The following is a 15,280-nucleotide window of genomic DNA, read 5'->3' as shown; positions in this document are numbered from 1 at the left end:
CGGTGTGTTCCTTTCGAGGTGGGTACCGTGCGCCGACGTCGCGGTCACTTGATCGAGCCCCGCGTCACTCCCGAGATGACCCACCGCTGCGAGAAGATGTACACGATCAGCAGCGGCGCCATCGCCATCAGGTACGACGCGAATGCGACCGTGTAGTCGGTGTTGAACTGCCCCTGGAACACGTATTGCGCGAGCGGCAGCGTGCGGGCCGCGGGGTCGGTCAACACGACGAGCGGCATGATGAAGTCGTTCCACGCCCACACGCATGTGAGGATGCCGACCGTCGCGTTCATCGGCATGAGCAGCGGGAAGATCACCGACCGGAACACCCGCCAGGTGCTCGCGCCGTCGACCCGGGCCGCCTCCTCGAGCTCGATCGGGATCGACCTGATGTAGGCCGTGTAGATGAAGATGTTCAGGGAGAGGCCGTAGATCGTGTAGAGCACGATCATGCCCGCTTGATTGTCGAGCCCGAGGATCGCGGTCTGCTTGACGAGCGGCAGCATGATGATCGGGAACGGGATGAACAACGCCGCCAGCAGGTAGAAGAACACGCCCTTGAAGAACGGCCGATGGATGTTGCGGGCCAGCGCGTAGGCGACGACCGAGCTCGTCAGCAGCGTGAAGACCACCGATCCCACCGTGATGATCGCCGTGTTGGCGAGCGCCTGCGGGAAGTTCGTGCGCTCCCACGCCTCGGGGAAGTTCTCCCAGCGGATCGGGTTCGGCCACTCGAAGCCGGTGCCGCTCGCGAGCTGCTCGGGCGTCTTCAGCGCGACGACCACCGCGAGGTACAACGGGATCAGGATCGTCAGCGAGCAGACCGCGATGAGTGCGGTCGCCCACCAGTTGACGCGGCGGGTGTCGTCGTCGGGGTTGCCGCGGCGCTTGCGACCCGGCATGGCCGCGATGGCGTCGACCTCGGCCTCGAGCTGGCTGGCGGTGTTGGTTGCGGTGGTCATCAGAAATCGGCCTCTCTGCGCTGAAGGACCCGGAACTGGAAGAGCGAGACGATCGTGATCACGACGAAGAAGATCACCGCGTTGGCCGTCTGGTAGGCGAACTCGCCGCCCGAGAACCCGCCGCGGAAGATGAGCAGCGTCACCGACTCGGTCGAGGTGCCGGGGCCGCCGTTCGTGAGGGCGACGATCGGGTCGAACACCTGCAGGAACCCCTTCAGGCTCAACACGACGTTGATCGTGAAGAATGCGCTGATGAGCGGGAAGGTGATCGACGTGAATTGACGCCACGGCTTCGCCCCGTCGAGCGACGCGGCTTCGTACAGCTCGGCCGGGATCGTCTGCAGGCCCGACAGGTAGATGATGATCGCGAAGGCGCAGGCCTGCCAGACCGCGAGCGCCACGATCGCCGTCCACGCCCAGTCGGGGTTGGTGAGGATGTTGTCGGCGAAGAGGGGGATGCCCGAGAGGATCTTCGGCAGCGAGTTCGAGAAGAAGAACTGGAACACGTAGCCGATGACCAGGATGGCCAGCACGTAGGGCACGAAGTAGACGCCGCGCCAGAAGTTGCGCGCCCTGATCTTGGCGTTCAGGCCCAGCGCGATCGCGAGCGAGAGCACGTTCGTGAGGATCGTCGCGACGATCGCGAACAGGAACGAGAACCCGTACGCCGCGAGCACGCGGTCGTCCTTGAAGAGATTCAGGTAGTTCGAGAAGCCGACGAAGTTCCATTCGCCGTAGCCCGCGTAGTTCGTGAAGCTGAAGAAGATGCCCACGAGCACCGGAACGGTGTGGAAGGCGGCGAAGGCGATGACGGCCGGCCAGACCATCCAGTAGAAGGCCGGAAGCGCTCGGCGACTCTCGAGCCTGACGCGCTTCGCGCGGGCCGGCTTCTCGCCGGTCGTCGACGAGCTGCGCACCGCTTGGGTCAGCGTGGTCATGTCATTCTCCCGTCACTGGGATGGTGCGAGCGGCGACCTTGCTCCACTCGCTGTCGAGGGTGGCGAGCGCGGCTTCCACGTCGCCGTCGAAGAGGAACTGCTGGTCGATGGCGGCGAGCGGGATGCTCGGCGGGATCTGGTGGTCGATGAATCCCGTGATCCTGCCCTCGTCGAAGTACGGCTTGACCGACTGGATCGCCGGGTCGTCGCTGAGTTCGGCACCCTCGACGGACGGCACCATGTTCTGCGACGCCGCGAACTCCTCGATCACGTCCTTCTCGAACAGATAGTCGATGAATCGCAGGGCCTCCTCGCGGTGCGGGGTGTTCTCGCCCATGGTCACGACCACGTCGACACCCGAGACGAGCATTCGGTCGTCGGGGTCGTCGGTGGCCGGGTAGGGGAAGATCGCCGCATCGATGTCGGGGTTGATCGCCTTCACGGGGCTGATCGCCCAGATGCCCTGCATGAGCATCGCGACCTCGCCGTTCGCGAACGCGGCGTTGCCGTCGTCGTAGGTCTTGCCGCGGTAGCCCTCCTGTGTATAGCTGAAGAGCTCGAACTGCTGCTCCATCGCCTCGGCGAAGTCCTTCTGGAACGACACCTCCGCGTCGGGACCGACGTTCTCGCCCTCCTCACGCATCTGGTCGAAGAAGTCGCCCTGCGCGGGATACGCCCCGAGTGCGTTGAACGAGGGCAGACCGGTCCACGAATCGGCGAGCGTGCCGTAGAAGGGCACGATGCCGGCGTCCTGGAGCGCATCGCACACGGCGATGAGCTCGTCCCAGGTCTCGGGAACTTCGAGCCCCTCCTCCTCGAAGATCTGCTGGTTGTAGATGATGCCGTTGGCGTTGTTGACGTAGCCGAGGCCGTTGACCTCGCCCTCGGCGTTGCCGAGGTCCGCGAGGATCTCCTGCACCGCGGGATTGATCGTGTCGAGCACCGGCTCGTCGGAGAAGTCGTAGAACACGCCCGCCTGGGCGAGCCGCCCGAAGCCGCCGTTCGCGTTGAGGGTGATCACGTCGGGCGCCTTGTCCTTCACCAGCAGTGTGCGGATGATGGTGTCGGCTTCGGCGACCTGGTTCTGTATGACCTTGATGTCGGGGTTCTCGGCCTCGAAGTCCGCGATGATCTCGGTGAAGTCCTGGAGCGCCTCGCCCTTGAACTGGAAGAAGTCGAGGGTCACGACCTCATCGCCGCCGCCGGCTGAGCATCCGGCGAGCAGCAGGGCGCTCACGGCGACTGATGCCGCGGCGGCTGCCGTACGTCGCTTCGCGCGCGGCCGTTTCCGGTGCGGGGTCGGGCGGATGGTCTCGTCCGTCATGATGCGCCTCCTTGCGCTGTGGTGCGGTGGTCAGTCCGTGGAGCCGTCTGAGCTCGCGGAATCGGTGGCAGTGGACCGGTCGGTGGCGACCAGTTCGAGGAGCACGAGCTGGGCGGGGAACAGCACGGGCGCCTGCAGGCCCGCCGTGGCGAGCTGGCGGCCGGTCAGCGTGATCGGCTGTTCGGCCCAGGGGAGCGGGGACTGGCCGGGGCCGTCGGCGACGCTCCCCGCCGCGATCCGCACGGTGTAGCGACGGTCGGCGTCGAGGCCCGGCAGCGTGAACCGACCGGGCGGGTAGGTCACGCTGGTCGCGACCTGCGTGAAGGTGAACACGGCGGATGCCCCGTCGACGGCGACGATGCCACGAACGTCGGTCGTGGCATCCGGGGTATCCGCGTGCACGACCGCGCCGGAGTGGATGAGCGCGCGGTGGCGCTTGTGCAGTTCGACCCAGCGGGCGACCGAGGCCAGCCCGTCGGCGTCGAGGGTCGTCAAGTCCCACTCGATGCCGAGGTGGCCGAGCATCGCGACGCCCGCGCTGAGATCGAGCGGCACCTGCCGCCCGGTGGAATGCACCGTGGGGCTCGTCAGGTGCGCCCCCATCATCTCGGGCGGCACGATCAGGCTGGTGTAGCGCTGGATCTGCAACCGCTCGACGGGATCGAGGGTGTCGCTCGTCCAGATGCGGTCGGTGTGCTCGAGGATGCCGAGGTCGACCCGGGCGCCGCCCGACGCGCACGACTCGATCTCGAGCCCCGGATGCCTCAGCTTGAGCGCCGCAAGAAGGCGGTAGAGCGCCTCGACGTTGTCGTGCACGCGGGCGCGGCCCGAGTCGACGGCGCCGGCCTCGAGCAGGTCGCGGTTGTGGTCCCACTTGAGGTACGCGATGTCGTGCTCGGCGAGCAGCGTGTCGAGTCGTTCGAGCAGGTATCGCCAGGCGTCGTCGTTCGCGAGGTCGAGCACGTATTGCTGGCGCGCGGGCACGGGCAGCTCGTCGCGCCCGCGGAGGATCCAATCGGGGTGCTCCCGGGCGAGTTCGCTGTCGAGGTTCACCATCTCGGGCTCGACCCAGAGGCCGAACTCCATGCCGAGCCCGCGTACGTGCTCGATGAGCGGCGTGAGTCCGGACGGCCACACCGCCTCGTCCACGTACCAGTCACCGAGACCGGCGGTGTCGTCACGCCGGCCCCGGAACCAGCCGTCGTCGAGCACGAACCTCTCGACGCCCACCGCGGCCGCGCGCTCAGCGAGGGCCGCGAGGGTGTCGAGGTCGTGGTCGAAGTAGACCGCCTCCCACGTGTTGAGGGTCACGGGTCGGGGGCGAGCCGGATGCTGCGGGCGGGCACGCAGCTCGTCGTGGAAACGCTGCGACAGGCGATTGAGCCCGTCGCCCCACGAGCCGATCACCCACGGCGTCGTGTACGACTCGCCCTCGCCGAGCACGATCTCGCCGGGGACCAGGAGCTCACCGGCCGAGAGGAAGGACTCCGCGGTGGGGGTGCGCTCTGCCGCGATGCGGTGGTTGCCGCTCCATGCGACGTGCACCCCGTAGACGAGCCCGCGCTCGAAGCCGAATCCCGTGCGGCCGGCCGCGAGCACCAGGCTCGCATCGGCGCCGGGGCGGCCGCGACGGCTCTCGCGGAGGTGCGTGCCGATGGTGAACGCGTGACGCTGCGGTGAGCGTTCGCGGAGGTGTCGCCCTGTGGTGTCGAGCAGCTCGCCGAGGTCGCCGGGGACGGGGAAGGTCGGGGCGAGCGAGACGAGCGAGTACTCGTCGTCGACGGCGTTCTCGACGGTGATGCGCTGGCGGAGGAGCCCCGACGCGGTGACCCCGAGCGTGATCGTGGCCACGAGGCCGGCTGCGTCATCTGCTGCCCTGACGACGGCGTTGGTCGAGGCCTCGTCGACCTCGATCGACTCGGTGACGAGCTTCGTCGAGAAGTGACGCCCGTTGCGGTGGCCCGCGAGACCGGGCGTGCCGAGCCAGCCCGAGGACTCCTGCGGGATGAGTGTGAGCGGTGCCGGCTGGTCGAGCCCGCCGGAGACCCGCTGAGGCAGGGCCGCCGTGCCGAGGGCCGCGAGTTCCGCTTCGCCGACATCGCCCTGGTCTTCGCCCCAGAACACGATGACCGGCAGCGGGGCATTGCGGGCGTCGAGGATGACGCTGGTTCCCCCGTTGCGGAGGTGGAGGAGCTCGGTGCGGCGTTGCATGAGTTATTTCTACGACAGAAATAACTTGGTTGTCAACCCCCCGGATCCATACGTCCGGTGCGCCTAGGACGCGCCAGATCCGCCTCTTTCATGTCAGAATGAAACAAACGCGGGAGGTTCACCGATGATGGAGCGCCAGGTCTACGTCAGCGACTCGGGGCGCGAGCTCGCCCGCGAGGTGCTCATCCACGGGCCCATCTCACGTGCCGAACTCGGTCGCCGTCTCGGGCTCTCGCCGGCCAGCCTCACCCGCCTCAGCAAGCCCTTCCTCGATCGTGGCTGGTTCATCGAGGCGGCCGAGACGGTGCAGGGCGCAACCGGTCGCCCCGCGAAGCCGCTCGACGTGCAGGTCGACTCGCGTCGATTCGTCGGTGTGAAGGTCACGGGCGAGTCGGCGTTCGGCGTGATCACCGACCTGCGGGCCGGCGCACTCGGCCAAGGGGAGCGGAGCCTCGCCGGGCACGACGTCGACGCCGTGGTCGAGGCGGTGTCCGACCTCGTGGCAGGACTCCGCGACGGCGACGGCGTGGAGGTCTCCGGTCTCGGTGTGAGTATCGGCGGCAACGTCGCCGACCAGCGGGTCGTCACGCGGGCGCCGTTCCTCGGATGGCGCAACATCGCGCTCGCCGATCGGCTCGAGCGCGAACTCGGCATCCCAGTCACCGTCGAGAACGACGTCACCGCCCTCACCACCGCGGAACAGTGGTTCGGCGCGGTGCGCGGACGACCCGCTTTCGCTGTCGTCACCATCGGCGCGGGCGTCGGCTACGGCCTCGTCATGCACGACAGGGTCGTCACCACCGCCGACTCGGGACTCGGTCTCGGTGGGCATCTGCCGCTCGATCCGAACGGTCCGCTCTGTCTCGACGGGCATCGCGGATGCTCCACCGCCATGTTGGCCATCCCGAGCATCACCCTGCAGTTGGGCATCGCGCTCGGCCGCGAGGTCGACTACGACGAGGTGCTGCGATTGGCTGAGTCGGGGCATCCGCTGGCCGTCTCGGTCACCTCGGCCGCGGGGCGGGCGCTCGGCCGCATGATGGCGACCATCGCGAACATCGCCATGGTCGACACGATCGTGCTGTCGGGTGAGGGCGTCGCGTTGTGGAACGCCATCGGCGACCTCGCGCTCGCCACGCTCGCCGAGGACCGCGACCCCGATGCGACGCCCGTCGAGATCAACGTCGACGACGCGGGTTTCGTATCGTGGGCGCGCGGTGCGGCGGCGGTGGCGATCCAGGCCGCACTCGGACGACTGCGGCTGCCCGCCTGAGCCCGGCTCAGACGGGCGGGATCGCCGTCGACGAGCGCACGCGCAGCTCGTAGGGGAGTGGCGTCGCCGCCGGAGCGGGCGCATCGGGCGTACTCGGCTCGAGCCGCTCCATGAGCACGTCGACCGCCATCTCGCCCTGCAGGCGCGGAAACTGCGCCACGGTCGTGAGTCCGAAGAATTCGCTGAGGTCGTGGTCGTCGATGCCGACGATCGAGACGTCGCGGGGTACGACGAGTCCGAGGTCGCGTGCGGCGAGGATCGACCCGATCGCCATCTCATCGGATGCCGCGAAGATCGCCGTCGGGCGACCGTGAGGCGCGCCCAGCAACTGCTTCGCCGCGTGGTACCCGCCCCGGATCGTGAAGTCGGCGGGGGCGAACAGTCGGAGGTCGACCTCGATGCCCGCGTCGTGCAGCGCGCCCTCGTAGCCGGTGCGGCGGTTCGTGGGCAGGTGGAAGTCGAGGTCGAACTCGAGGTCGCCGCCGATGTGCGCGATGCGCGTGTGGCCGAGCGCGATGAGGTGCTCGGTCGCGAGCCGGGCGACCGCGGCATCGTCGATCGTGAGCGTGGGAACGTCGGGGATCGGGCCACCGACGCCCACGAGTGGCTTGCCCAGATCGTGCAGCCGTGCGACCTCGTGCTCGGTGAGTTCGAGCGACACGGCAATCACGGCGTCGACGCGCTGTCGCAGCAGGAAATGCTCGAACACGCTCGACCGCTCGTTGCCCTCGCCCGACAGGTTGTACAGGGTGAGGTCGTAGCCGCGCCGCAGCAGCGCGCGTTGCGCTCCCTCGAGCACCGACGAGAAGAACCAGCGGTTGAGGAACGGGATCACCACGCCGATGTTGCGAGTGCGGCCGGAAGCCAGTGAGGACGCGTTCGACGACACGACGTAGCCGAGCCGCGCGGCCGCCTCTTCGACCTTCGCCTTCGACGCGGGCGACACGTGACCCCGTCCGCTGAGCGCGCGCGACACCGTCGCGGTCGACACTCCCGCGAGCTTCGCCACCTCTTCGATGCCGGCCATGACCCCTCATTCCCGGCACCGCCGAGTCAGGGGCATCCTATCGTCTGCCCAGTATTCAGGCCGGTCGCGCAGCCGATCCCATGGCTGCCGCATCTGGCGCTCTTCGGGGTGGCGCATTGCCGTGCCCCCTGTCGTGGGGTAGACATGGCGAGATTTGTTTTTCCAGGGGGCGTTGGCCGGCGTGCGGCTATCAGAAGGGAGCAACACGCGTGAAGTGGGTCAAACGCATCGTCATCGCGCTGGTCGTGGTGTTCGCGTTCTTCTACATGGTCACCCGTCCCGAAGATGCGGCCAACGCCGTGCAGGGCGCTGTCGGCGCAGTGTGGGGCGGAGTGCAGTCGGTCGGTCAGTTCTTCACGTCGCTGGCGTCGTAGTCGGGCTGGGCGGGCTCGCACCATGACGCGCCGCGGCTTCTTCGATCCGCACGTCGAGCGGTACCTCATCGCCGATGAGGGTGAGGTCGTCATCGACGAGGTCGCCAAGCACTGGGCGGCGATCGTCCTGCCCGTGCTCGAGTTGCTGCTCGCGCTGCCGGTGCTGCTGCTCATCTTCCTCATGCCGTCGCAGCTCTACTGGCTGCCGATCGTCGGTGCGCTCTGGCTCGCGTTCCGGGGCATCTGGCGCATCCTGCAGGCGCAGATGGATCGGTTCGTCATCACCAACATGCGGGTGTTCCGTGTGCACGGCATCCTCGCGCAGCACATCGCCACGATGCCGATCACCCGAATCCTCGACATCTCGGTGAAGCGGCCGGTCGTCGGCCGGATCTTCGGGTTCGGCCACTTCATCTTCGAGTCGGCCGCGCAAGACCAGGGCCTGCGCGAGATCAAGTTCGTCGGCAACCCCAACGAGCGTGGCCTCACCATCCAGCGGGTCATCCAGCGCTCGGGTCTTCGCGGAGGCATGCGTTCGGCAGGCCGCGACTACGTCAACGCCGACTCGGGCCGCGGCGACGGGAGTCCGTTCAACACCGGTCGCACCGACTCCGATCGCACCGACACCGGGCGCACCGACACCGCACCCATCAGCACGGTGCACGCCGAGTCCACGCCGGTCGACACGAGCGCCTGGGCTGTGAGCGCCGACAACCCCGCGTGGGATCCGAAGTCGGGCGACACCCAGCCCCTCGGCTGAGTTGGGTGACCGGCGCGCGGCGGCGTCGGTGCGAGCCGAGCGCGACCCTCGCCGGCCGTTCACCGACCCCGCGCGGGCGCGGTGAACGGGGCCTGAACGGGCGCGCGAAATCCGCTCGCCGCCTCGATTTCTCGACACGCCACCCGGCGGGTATCCTTGACAGGCCCCCGGTTGTGTGCAGAACTCGGTCGGGTGCGATGGCGAGTTACCCAAGCGGCCAAAGGGATCTGACTGTAAATCAGCTGTCTACGACTTCGGGGGTTCGAATCCCTCACTCGCCACACGAGAATGCCCCGGTCAGCCGGGGCATTCGTGCGTTCCGGGTGAGGTTCACGAGGCGTGCGCCGACCATTCGCGACATGTTCGTCGGCGCGGTCGGCGGTACCGCGTAGCGTGAGGGGATGACCCAGCACGAGGCATCCGTCGACCCTGCAGCCCTGCTCGACCTCGCGAGGAGCATCGCAGTCGAAGCGGGGGAGTTCGCCCTCGCGGCGCGCCGCGCCGGGGGCAGCGGCATCGAGGTCGCTGCGACGAAGTCGACGCCCACCGACATCGTCACCGCGACCGACCGCGACACCGAGGGGCTCATCCGCGAGCGCATCCTCGCGGCGCGTCCCGACGACGGCATCGTGGGCGAAGAGCACGACTCGCGCGTGGGCACGAGCGGCGTCAGCTGGGTGGTCGATCCGATCGACGGCACCGTGAACTTCCTGTACGGGGTGCCCGCCTGGACCGTGAGCATCGCCGTCGTGACCGGGGAGCCCGACCCGAGCAGCTGGCAGGGCGTCGCGGGCGTGGTCTTCAATCCGACGACGGGCGAGGTGTTCACCGCGAGCGCCGGCGGCGGGGCGTGGCTCGGCGACGAGCGACTGCAGGTCAACACGGGCGTACCGCTCGGGCGGGCGCTCGTCGGCACCGGGTTCGGCTACTCGGCCGAGCGGCGACGCGAACAGGCCGAAGTGCTGCTCGGAGTGCTGCCGCAGGTGCGCGACATCCGCCGCATCGGGTCTGCCGCGCTCGACCTCTGCCTGCTCGCCGCAGGGCGCCTCGACGCCTACTACGAGCGCGGGCTCAACCCGTGGGACCACGCGGCCGGCGCCGTGATCGCTCGTGAGGCCGGGGCACGGGTCGGCGGCGGGCCGCGCGGTGAGCGCGAGAGTTCCGAGTTGTTCGTGGCGGCCGCTCCGGAGCTGTACGAGGAGTTGACAGCGGCGCTCGAGGCGGCCGGGGCGTGAGCGGGGCCCGCAGCTCGCGCAGCAGCATCCGCAGGCTCACGAGAATGGGCGCGATCCTCGCTGTGAGCGCGGCATCGCGACGAATCTCCTGACCTACGTACTGCGTGCAGGTCTGAGTTGCGGGCTGATTGGAAGGCCGCGGCCGCGGCCTCGCGGCGTGTCGCAGATGAAACCGCTGGTCAACTCGGGCAACCGCGACGGAAACCTCATTCTCGCGTGGCATTCGCCTTCGGGAACGGCTACGCTTTACCAATCCGTTATCTCGGCGCAGGCCGGGATGAGCACCTCCTCCGAAGTCCCATCCCCGTCCCCCACGCCGAAAGCCCCAATACGTGCTCGAGTCCCCCCTCGTGCCCGACGGTTCCACGCCAGGCACTCAGGCTGATCTGCGGCCTGAGCGACCCCTGACCCGTCGGGAGCAGCGCGCCCGCGAGGCCGCCGAAGCGTCGCGTGCGTCTGGGGCGCCCGGTGTCGAGGCGGCCGGGCTTCCGATGCGACCACGTGGCATCGAGCGTCCGGCGCAGCCGCGGGGAGTCGAGTTTCCCGCCCAGCCGGCCGCGATCGAGTTCGCGGCCAGGCCTACTACGGTCGCGCCTTCGCCTTCGCCTTCGCCTTCGCCTTCGCCTTCGCCTTCGCCTTCGCCTTCGCCTTCGCCTTCGCCTTCGGCTTCGGCTTGGCCTTCGGGTTCGGGTTCGCCTTCGGCTTCGCCTTCGGTTTCGGCCTCGGGTTCGGGTTCGGCTTCGGGTTCGGGTTCGGTCGAGCCGGTGGTTCGACCAGCAGCGGCGTGGCCAGAGTCGGCCCAGCCCGCTGCCGTCGAGTCCGCGGTGCGGCCCGCTGCCGTCGAGCCTGCGGTTGCAGTGATTCCTGATGCCCCTGCCCCCTCCTTCGCCGCCCCATCCGGCGGCTCGCAGCCGAGCTTCGACGAGCTCTTCGGACTCGCGCCGGCGTCGTCCGAGCCGGTCGACCGCCGCTCACGGCGCACGGCTGAAAGCGGTGCCCAAGGGCGGCCCACCGGCGTTCGGCCCGCGGAAACGCGACCCACGGACGTGCAGCCCGCCGGCGTGCAGCCGGCCGAGTGGCGGCCCGCCGAACCGCTTCAGGCCGCCAGGCCGACACCGGCGACACCCGTCTTCACCCCGCAGACCCCCGCAACACCCACCGCACTTCCCAAGGCCGAGTCGATCGCCCCACGGCGTGACCGCGACTCGGCCTTCGTCATGTCGCGCGCCGATGCATCGGATGCCGCCGCCGGCGCAGGTGCCGCCGCAGGCGCAAGTGCCGCCGTCGGCGCGGGCGTTGGCGGCTTCGACGCCCTGTTCGCCGACCTCACCGTCGACGATGACGAGCCCGAGACCGGGCGGAGCCGTGGCGGTCGCTCAGCACGGGCCGAGCGCGCGCCGAAGAAGAACAAGAAGACCAAGAAGGCGAAGTCGGCCAGGGCACTGCCGAAGTCGATGACGCGGGGTGCCGAGGCGGCCGCAGCCGGTGTCGCTGCGGGCGACGCCGTGGCATCGGCGACCGTCGCTGCCGCGGCTGCTGCCGCGGCCGCCGCCTCCGCTGCCGCGGTGGCCTCCGCAGCCTCCAATGCCGCGGTTGCCTCCGCAGCCTCCGCGATTGCTCCCGCCGCCGCGACCGCCCCCACCGCTGCGACCGCATCCCGTGCGGCGATCGCGTGGGGCGCGATGCCGACTGCGCCGAGCGCGACGCCCGCTGCGAAGAGCCCGACGCGCACTGCGCCGAACTCGACGCCCGCAGTGCCGGCCGCGCCGGCCTCGGCAGCCTCCGACGACTTCGCCGCAGCAATCGCCGCAGCCGCGATCGGGCAGACCTCGTCGGTCCACACCGAAGACGTCGACGACCTCGACCTCTTCGCCTCGTCGTTGCAGAGCGACCCCGCCGCTTCGAGGTCGCGAACCGCGTCGAACGCGTCGAGCCGCACCTCGCGCCGCCCGCAGTCGTCGCCTGCGCCGGCCGCTCGCCGCGCGGCCTCAGGCGTCGCCGGTCGAACGGTCGACTCGGTGCCCGCACGCCGGGGCGCGACATCCGCTCGCCTCTCGGCCGTCCGCTCATTCTCGATGCGCCCGCCTCAGAGGCGTCGCCGCGGAGCCCGCACGCTCGCGAGCATGATCGCCATGAGCTTCGCGGCGCTGCTCGCGGTCGCGACATCCGTGCCGTCGCTCTCGCTCCTGACGCCCGCCGACGTGCAGGCCATGGCGCTCGAGCAGGCGACGATGCACAGCGAAGACGGGCAGCGCGTCGTGATCTCGGGCGGTGTGCTCGCGACGCAGACCGTGCAGTCCGAGGGCTACGAATCGCAGACCGTGCAGGAGTACGCCGAGGCTGCGGGCATTCGCGCCGACAGCGACTTCATCAACAACCCGGCCGGAACGATCCAGTGGCCGTTCGCGGTCGGCGTGCACGTCGGCGACCAGTTCGGGTACCGCGACTGCGCCGGATGTTCCAGCGACCACGGCGGCCAGGACTTCAACCCCGGCCTCGGGGCCGAGATCCAGGCCATCGCCGACGGCACCGTCGTCGACTCGACCGACGGGGGCGGCTCGCTCGGCGTCGTCGTCATGATCGATCACGTCATCGACGGCGAACTCATCACGAGCGTCTACGCGCACATGGAGTACGGCTCGCGCCGATTCGAGGTCGGCGACACCGTCGAGGTCGCCGACGTGCTCGGCACGACCGGCTCGACCGGTATGTCTACCGGACCGCACCTGCACTTCGAGATCCGCATCGGCGGAGTCGACGGCACCAAGGTCGACCCGCTCGTCTGGCTCTACGCCAACACGAACTAGAGCCCGCGGTTCGCCCGCGAGGGCACTCCGCGACTCAGGAGTCAGCCGCCTGAGCCACCCTCGGGTTGCAGCAACTCGAGCACGTCGGGACTCGGCGTGGCGGGACATCCCGACCATTCGAGCCGGAACCGCTCGGCGAAGAGCAGCCCGCCCGATGCGCCGCGCACGGCGAGCGTGATCGACGTCGGTTGATCGACATCGAGTTCGGCCGTCCACTCGCCGTCGGTCGTGGGCGGGGCCAACTCCCGCCCGCCCTCGATGCAACCCGACCAGCACTGCACCGAGACGGCGCCGGGCTTGATCGTGTGCACCGTGATCGAGGTGGACGTCTCGTCGCGGCAGTCGGGCGCGGTGCATCCGGCCAGGGTCGCGGCGAGTGCGGCGGCAGCGGCGACCAGCGCGAACTCCAACCCCGCACGTCCTCGGCGCATGCGACCACGGTACTGCGGGCGCGGTGGGGGTGGCGCGGCTCTCGTCCTGCGTTGCGCGCCGGGCGAGTTACGCGCGGAGCCAGGCCGTGGTGTCGGGCGCGAGGGCGCGGTCGGCCAGGACTTCGCTCGTGAGCAGCACGTCGCCGGCGGGCAACTCGATCGCCGTGGAGCCCGTGTTCGCCACCACGATGACGTCGCCGTTGCGTAGCGCCACGACGTCGGCCGGGTAGCCGGTGAGCCATTCGACCGACCCCGAGGCGAGGCCGTGCTCACGCCGCCGCGCGAGCGCGTCGCGGTACATCGAGAGCGTCGAGCCGGCGACGCCGCGCTGCTGATCGCGCGCGAGCTCGGCCCACTGTGCGGGCTGCGGCAACCACGAGGCATCCGAGGGGCCGAACCCGTACGAAGGAGCCGATCCCTCCCACGGCAGCGGCACGCGACATCCGTCTCGTCCGTATCGCTCGCCCGCCGTGCGGAACCAGGTGGGGTCCTGACGCGCGTCGTCGGGCAGGTGGATGACCTCGGGAAGCCCGAGTTCCTCGCCCTGGTAGAGGTAGGCAGATCCGGGCAGCGCGAGCATGAGTGCGGTCGCGGCGCGGGCGCGGCGCAGGCCCGGTGCGTACGACGGGAGCCCGGCCGAGCGGGGGCCGAGGCCGTGGCCCTGGGGGTTCGGCTCGGTCACCGAGAGGCGGGTGGCGTGGCGCACGACGTCGTGGTTCGAGAGCACCCACGTCGATGGGGCGCCCACCGCGCCGAACGCGTCGAGGGAGGCATCGATGACGGTGCGCAGCGCGGCGGCATCCCAGGGGGTCTCGAGGTAGGCGAAGTTGAATGCCTGGTGCATCTCGTCGGGGCGAACCCACTTGGCGACCCGACTGAGCGGGTCGACCCACGCCTCGGCGGCGAGGATGCGCTCGCCGGGGTACTCGTCGAGCAGCGCGCGCCAGTCGCGGTAGATCTCGTGCACGCCGTCTTGCGCCCAGTAGGGCGCACCGTCGCCGGCCTCGTCGCTGATCTCGGGCTCGAGCGCCACGCCCGTCGCATCGGTGCCGACTGTGTCGTGGAGGGCGTCTGCCGTGACCCCGCCGGCGCCGCCCATGCTGCCGCCCGCGGTGGGCGGCGTGTAGTCGGGCAGGCCGTCGGCCTTGATCATGCCGTGAGCCACGTCGACGCGGAACCCGTCGACTCCGCGGTCGAGCCAGAAGCGCAGGATGCGGCGGAACTCCTCGCGCACCACTTCGTTCGTCCAGTCGAAGTCGGGCTGCGAGCTGTCGAAGAGGTGCAGGTACCACTGACCGGGCATGCCGTCGGCCTCGGTGACGCGGGTCCACGCGGGGCCGCCGAAGACCGACTCCCAGTTGTTGGGGGGCAGCCCGCCCGCGGTGCCGTGGCCGTCGCGGAACAGGTAGCGCGCACGCTCGGCGCTGCCCGGCGCGGCGGCGAGCGCGGCCTGGAACCAGACGTGCTGGTCGCTCGAGTGGTTCGGCACGAGGTCGACGATGACGCGGATGTCGCGTGCGTGGGCCTCGGCGACCATGGCATCGAAGTCGGCCAGGGTGCCGAAGCGCGGGTCGACGTCGCAGTAGTCGGTGACGTCGTAGCCCGCGTCGCGCTGGGGTGAAGTGTAGAACGGCGAGAGCCAGATGGCGTCGATGCCGAGGTCGTGCAGGTCGCCGAGACGCGACGTGATGCCGGCGAGGTCGCCCATGCCGTCGCCGTTCGCGTCGGCGAACGAGCGGGGGTAGATCTGGTAGATCGCGGCGGTGCGCCACCATTCGGAAGTCATGCGGAAACTGTACGACATCTGAACAAAGGATGGAAACGCTTGCATGCTCAGCGCAAGAACTAATGGTCACGAACCGGTATCGATCGAGGCATCCCGGTTTGGCGATGCGGCGTTCTCAAGGTATACCTGTAATCGCTTGCAGATCGCGAGCA

General features: G+C 69.5%; 12 protein-coding genes and 1 tRNA gene. 6 read left to right on the top strand and 7 right to left on the bottom strand.

Going from position 1 to position 15,280, the window contains the following annotated elements; all coding sequences use genetic code 11:
• Positions 1 to 44: 44 nt before the first annotated feature.
• The 4 genes from LSF15_RS16460 to LSF15_RS16445 are packed head-to-tail and all read right to left on the bottom strand — an operon-like array spanning position 45 to position 5,435.
• Positions 45 to 962, bottom strand: coding sequence for a carbohydrate ABC transporter permease (locus LSF15_RS16460; protein ID WP_232499647.1), 918 nt, complete (start codon positions 960 to 962; stop codon positions 45 to 47).
• Positions 962 to 1,900, bottom strand: a complete 939-nt coding sequence (locus tag LSF15_RS16455) for a carbohydrate ABC transporter permease (RefSeq protein WP_232499646.1) — start codon at positions 1,898 to 1,900, stop codon at positions 962 to 964. Before LSF15_RS16455 ends, LSF15_RS16460 begins: the two co-directional genes overlap by 1 nt.
• A gap of 1 nt (position 1,901) precedes the next feature.
• Entirely contained in the window at positions 1,902 to 3,224 is a 1,323-nt protein-coding gene (locus tag LSF15_RS16450) for an ABC transporter substrate-binding protein (protein ID WP_232499645.1), read from the bottom strand.
• A gap of 30 nt (positions 3,225 to 3,254) precedes the next feature.
• Positions 3,255 to 5,435 carry an alpha-galactosidase gene (locus tag LSF15_RS16445; protein ID WP_232499644.1) on the bottom strand — a complete coding sequence of 727 codons (2,181 nt, stop codon included), beginning with the start codon at positions 5,433 to 5,435 and terminating at the stop codon, positions 3,255 to 3,257.
• Positions 5,436 to 5,559: 124 nt separating this feature from the next.
• Here LSF15_RS16445 and LSF15_RS16440 point away from each other — a divergent pair, with 124 nt between their 5' ends.
• On the top strand, positions 5,560 to 6,708 hold the full coding sequence (locus tag LSF15_RS16440) for an ROK family transcriptional regulator (RefSeq protein WP_232499643.1): 1,149 nt from the start codon (positions 5,560 to 5,562) through the stop codon (positions 6,706 to 6,708).
• 7 nt (positions 6,709 to 6,715) lie between these two features.
• Here the strand turns inward: LSF15_RS16440 and LSF15_RS16435 are convergent, their stop codons facing one another.
• Positions 6,716 to 7,735, bottom strand: a complete 1,020-nt coding sequence (locus LSF15_RS16435) for a LacI family DNA-binding transcriptional regulator (RefSeq protein ID WP_232499642.1) — start codon at positions 7,733 to 7,735, stop codon at positions 6,716 to 6,718.
• A gap of 209 nt (positions 7,736 to 7,944) precedes the next feature.
• On the opposite strand from LSF15_RS16435, the gene LSF15_RS16430 reads away from it, so the two are divergent.
• The 5 genes from LSF15_RS16430 (at position 7,945) to LSF15_RS19105 (ending at position 12,911) form a co-directional block, all read left to right on the top strand.
• Positions 7,945 to 8,109 carry a hypothetical protein gene (locus tag LSF15_RS16430; RefSeq protein WP_231047932.1) on the top strand — a complete coding sequence of 55 codons (165 nt, stop codon included), beginning with the start codon at positions 7,945 to 7,947 and terminating at the stop codon, positions 8,107 to 8,109.
• Between the two features lie 22 nt (positions 8,110 to 8,131).
• On the top strand, positions 8,132 to 8,869 hold the full coding sequence (locus LSF15_RS16425; protein ID WP_232499641.1) for a PH domain-containing protein: 738 nt from the start codon (positions 8,132 to 8,134) through the stop codon (positions 8,867 to 8,869).
• 199 nt (positions 8,870 to 9,068) lie between these two features.
• Positions 9,069 to 9,150, top strand: a tRNA-Tyr gene (locus LSF15_RS16420).
• Between the two features lie 120 nt (positions 9,151 to 9,270).
• Complete coding sequence (locus LSF15_RS16415; protein ID WP_232499640.1) at positions 9,271 to 10,104, top strand: inositol monophosphatase family protein; 834 nt, start codon at positions 9,271 to 9,273, stop codon at positions 10,102 to 10,104.
• A gap of 764 nt (positions 10,105 to 10,868) precedes the next feature.
• Complete coding sequence (locus LSF15_RS19105; RefSeq protein WP_232499639.1) at positions 10,869 to 12,911, top strand: M23 family metallopeptidase; 2,043 nt, start codon at positions 10,869 to 10,871, stop codon at positions 12,909 to 12,911.
• Between the two features lie 41 nt (positions 12,912 to 12,952).
• On the opposite strand, the gene LSF15_RS16405 is transcribed toward LSF15_RS19105, so the two are convergent.
• Both LSF15_RS16405 and LSF15_RS16400 read right to left on the bottom strand, forming a co-directional pair.
• A complete protein-coding gene (locus tag LSF15_RS16405) occupies positions 12,953 to 13,342 on the bottom strand; it encodes a hypothetical protein (RefSeq protein ID WP_232499638.1) in 390 nt (129 codons plus the stop codon).
• Positions 13,343 to 13,409: 67 nt separating this feature from the next.
• A complete protein-coding gene (locus LSF15_RS16400; RefSeq protein WP_232499637.1) occupies positions 13,410 to 15,128 on the bottom strand; it encodes a glycoside hydrolase family 13 protein in 1,719 nt (572 codons plus the stop codon).
• Positions 15,129 to 15,280 lie beyond the last annotated feature (152 nt).

It is taken from the genome of Agromyces humatus, from assembly GCF_021228295.1.
GTDB classification, from domain to species: domain Bacteria; phylum Actinomycetota; class Actinomycetes; order Actinomycetales; family Microbacteriaceae; genus Agromyces; species Agromyces humatus.
This window is presented reverse-complemented; position numbering and strand designations above follow the sequence as displayed.

Coding starts and splice junctions, on each gene's coding strand:
- LSF15_RS16445 (WP_232499644.1), bottom strand. CDS start 5,435: ATGCAACGCCGCACCGAGCTCCTCCACCTCCGCAACGGGGGAACCAGC.
- LSF15_RS16425 (WP_232499641.1), top strand. CDS start 8,132: ATGACGCGCCGCGGCTTCTTCGATCCGCACGTCGAGCGGTACCTCATC.
- LSF15_RS16405 (WP_232499638.1), bottom strand. CDS start 13,342: ATGCGCCGAGGACGTGCGGGGTTGGAGTTCGCGCTGGTCGCCGCTGCC.
- LSF15_RS16450 (WP_232499645.1), bottom strand. CDS start 3,224: ATGACGGACGAGACCATCCGCCCGACCCCGCACCGGAAACGGCCGCGC.
- LSF15_RS16415 (WP_232499640.1), top strand. CDS start 9,271: ATGACCCAGCACGAGGCATCCGTCGACCCTGCAGCCCTGCTCGACCTC.
- LSF15_RS16455 (WP_232499646.1), bottom strand. CDS start 1,900: ATGACCACGCTGACCCAAGCGGTGCGCAGCTCGTCGACGACCGGCGAG.
- LSF15_RS16460 (WP_232499647.1), bottom strand. CDS start 962: ATGACCACCGCAACCAACACCGCCAGCCAGCTCGAGGCCGAGGTCGAC.
- LSF15_RS16440 (WP_232499643.1), top strand. CDS start 5,560: ATGATGGAGCGCCAGGTCTACGTCAGCGACTCGGGGCGCGAGCTCGCC.
- LSF15_RS16400 (WP_232499637.1), bottom strand. CDS start 15,128: ATGACTTCCGAATGGTGGCGCACCGCCGCGATCTACCAGATCTACCCC.
- LSF15_RS16435 (WP_232499642.1), bottom strand. CDS start 7,735: ATGGCCGGCATCGAAGAGGTGGCGAAGCTCGCGGGAGTGTCGACCGCG.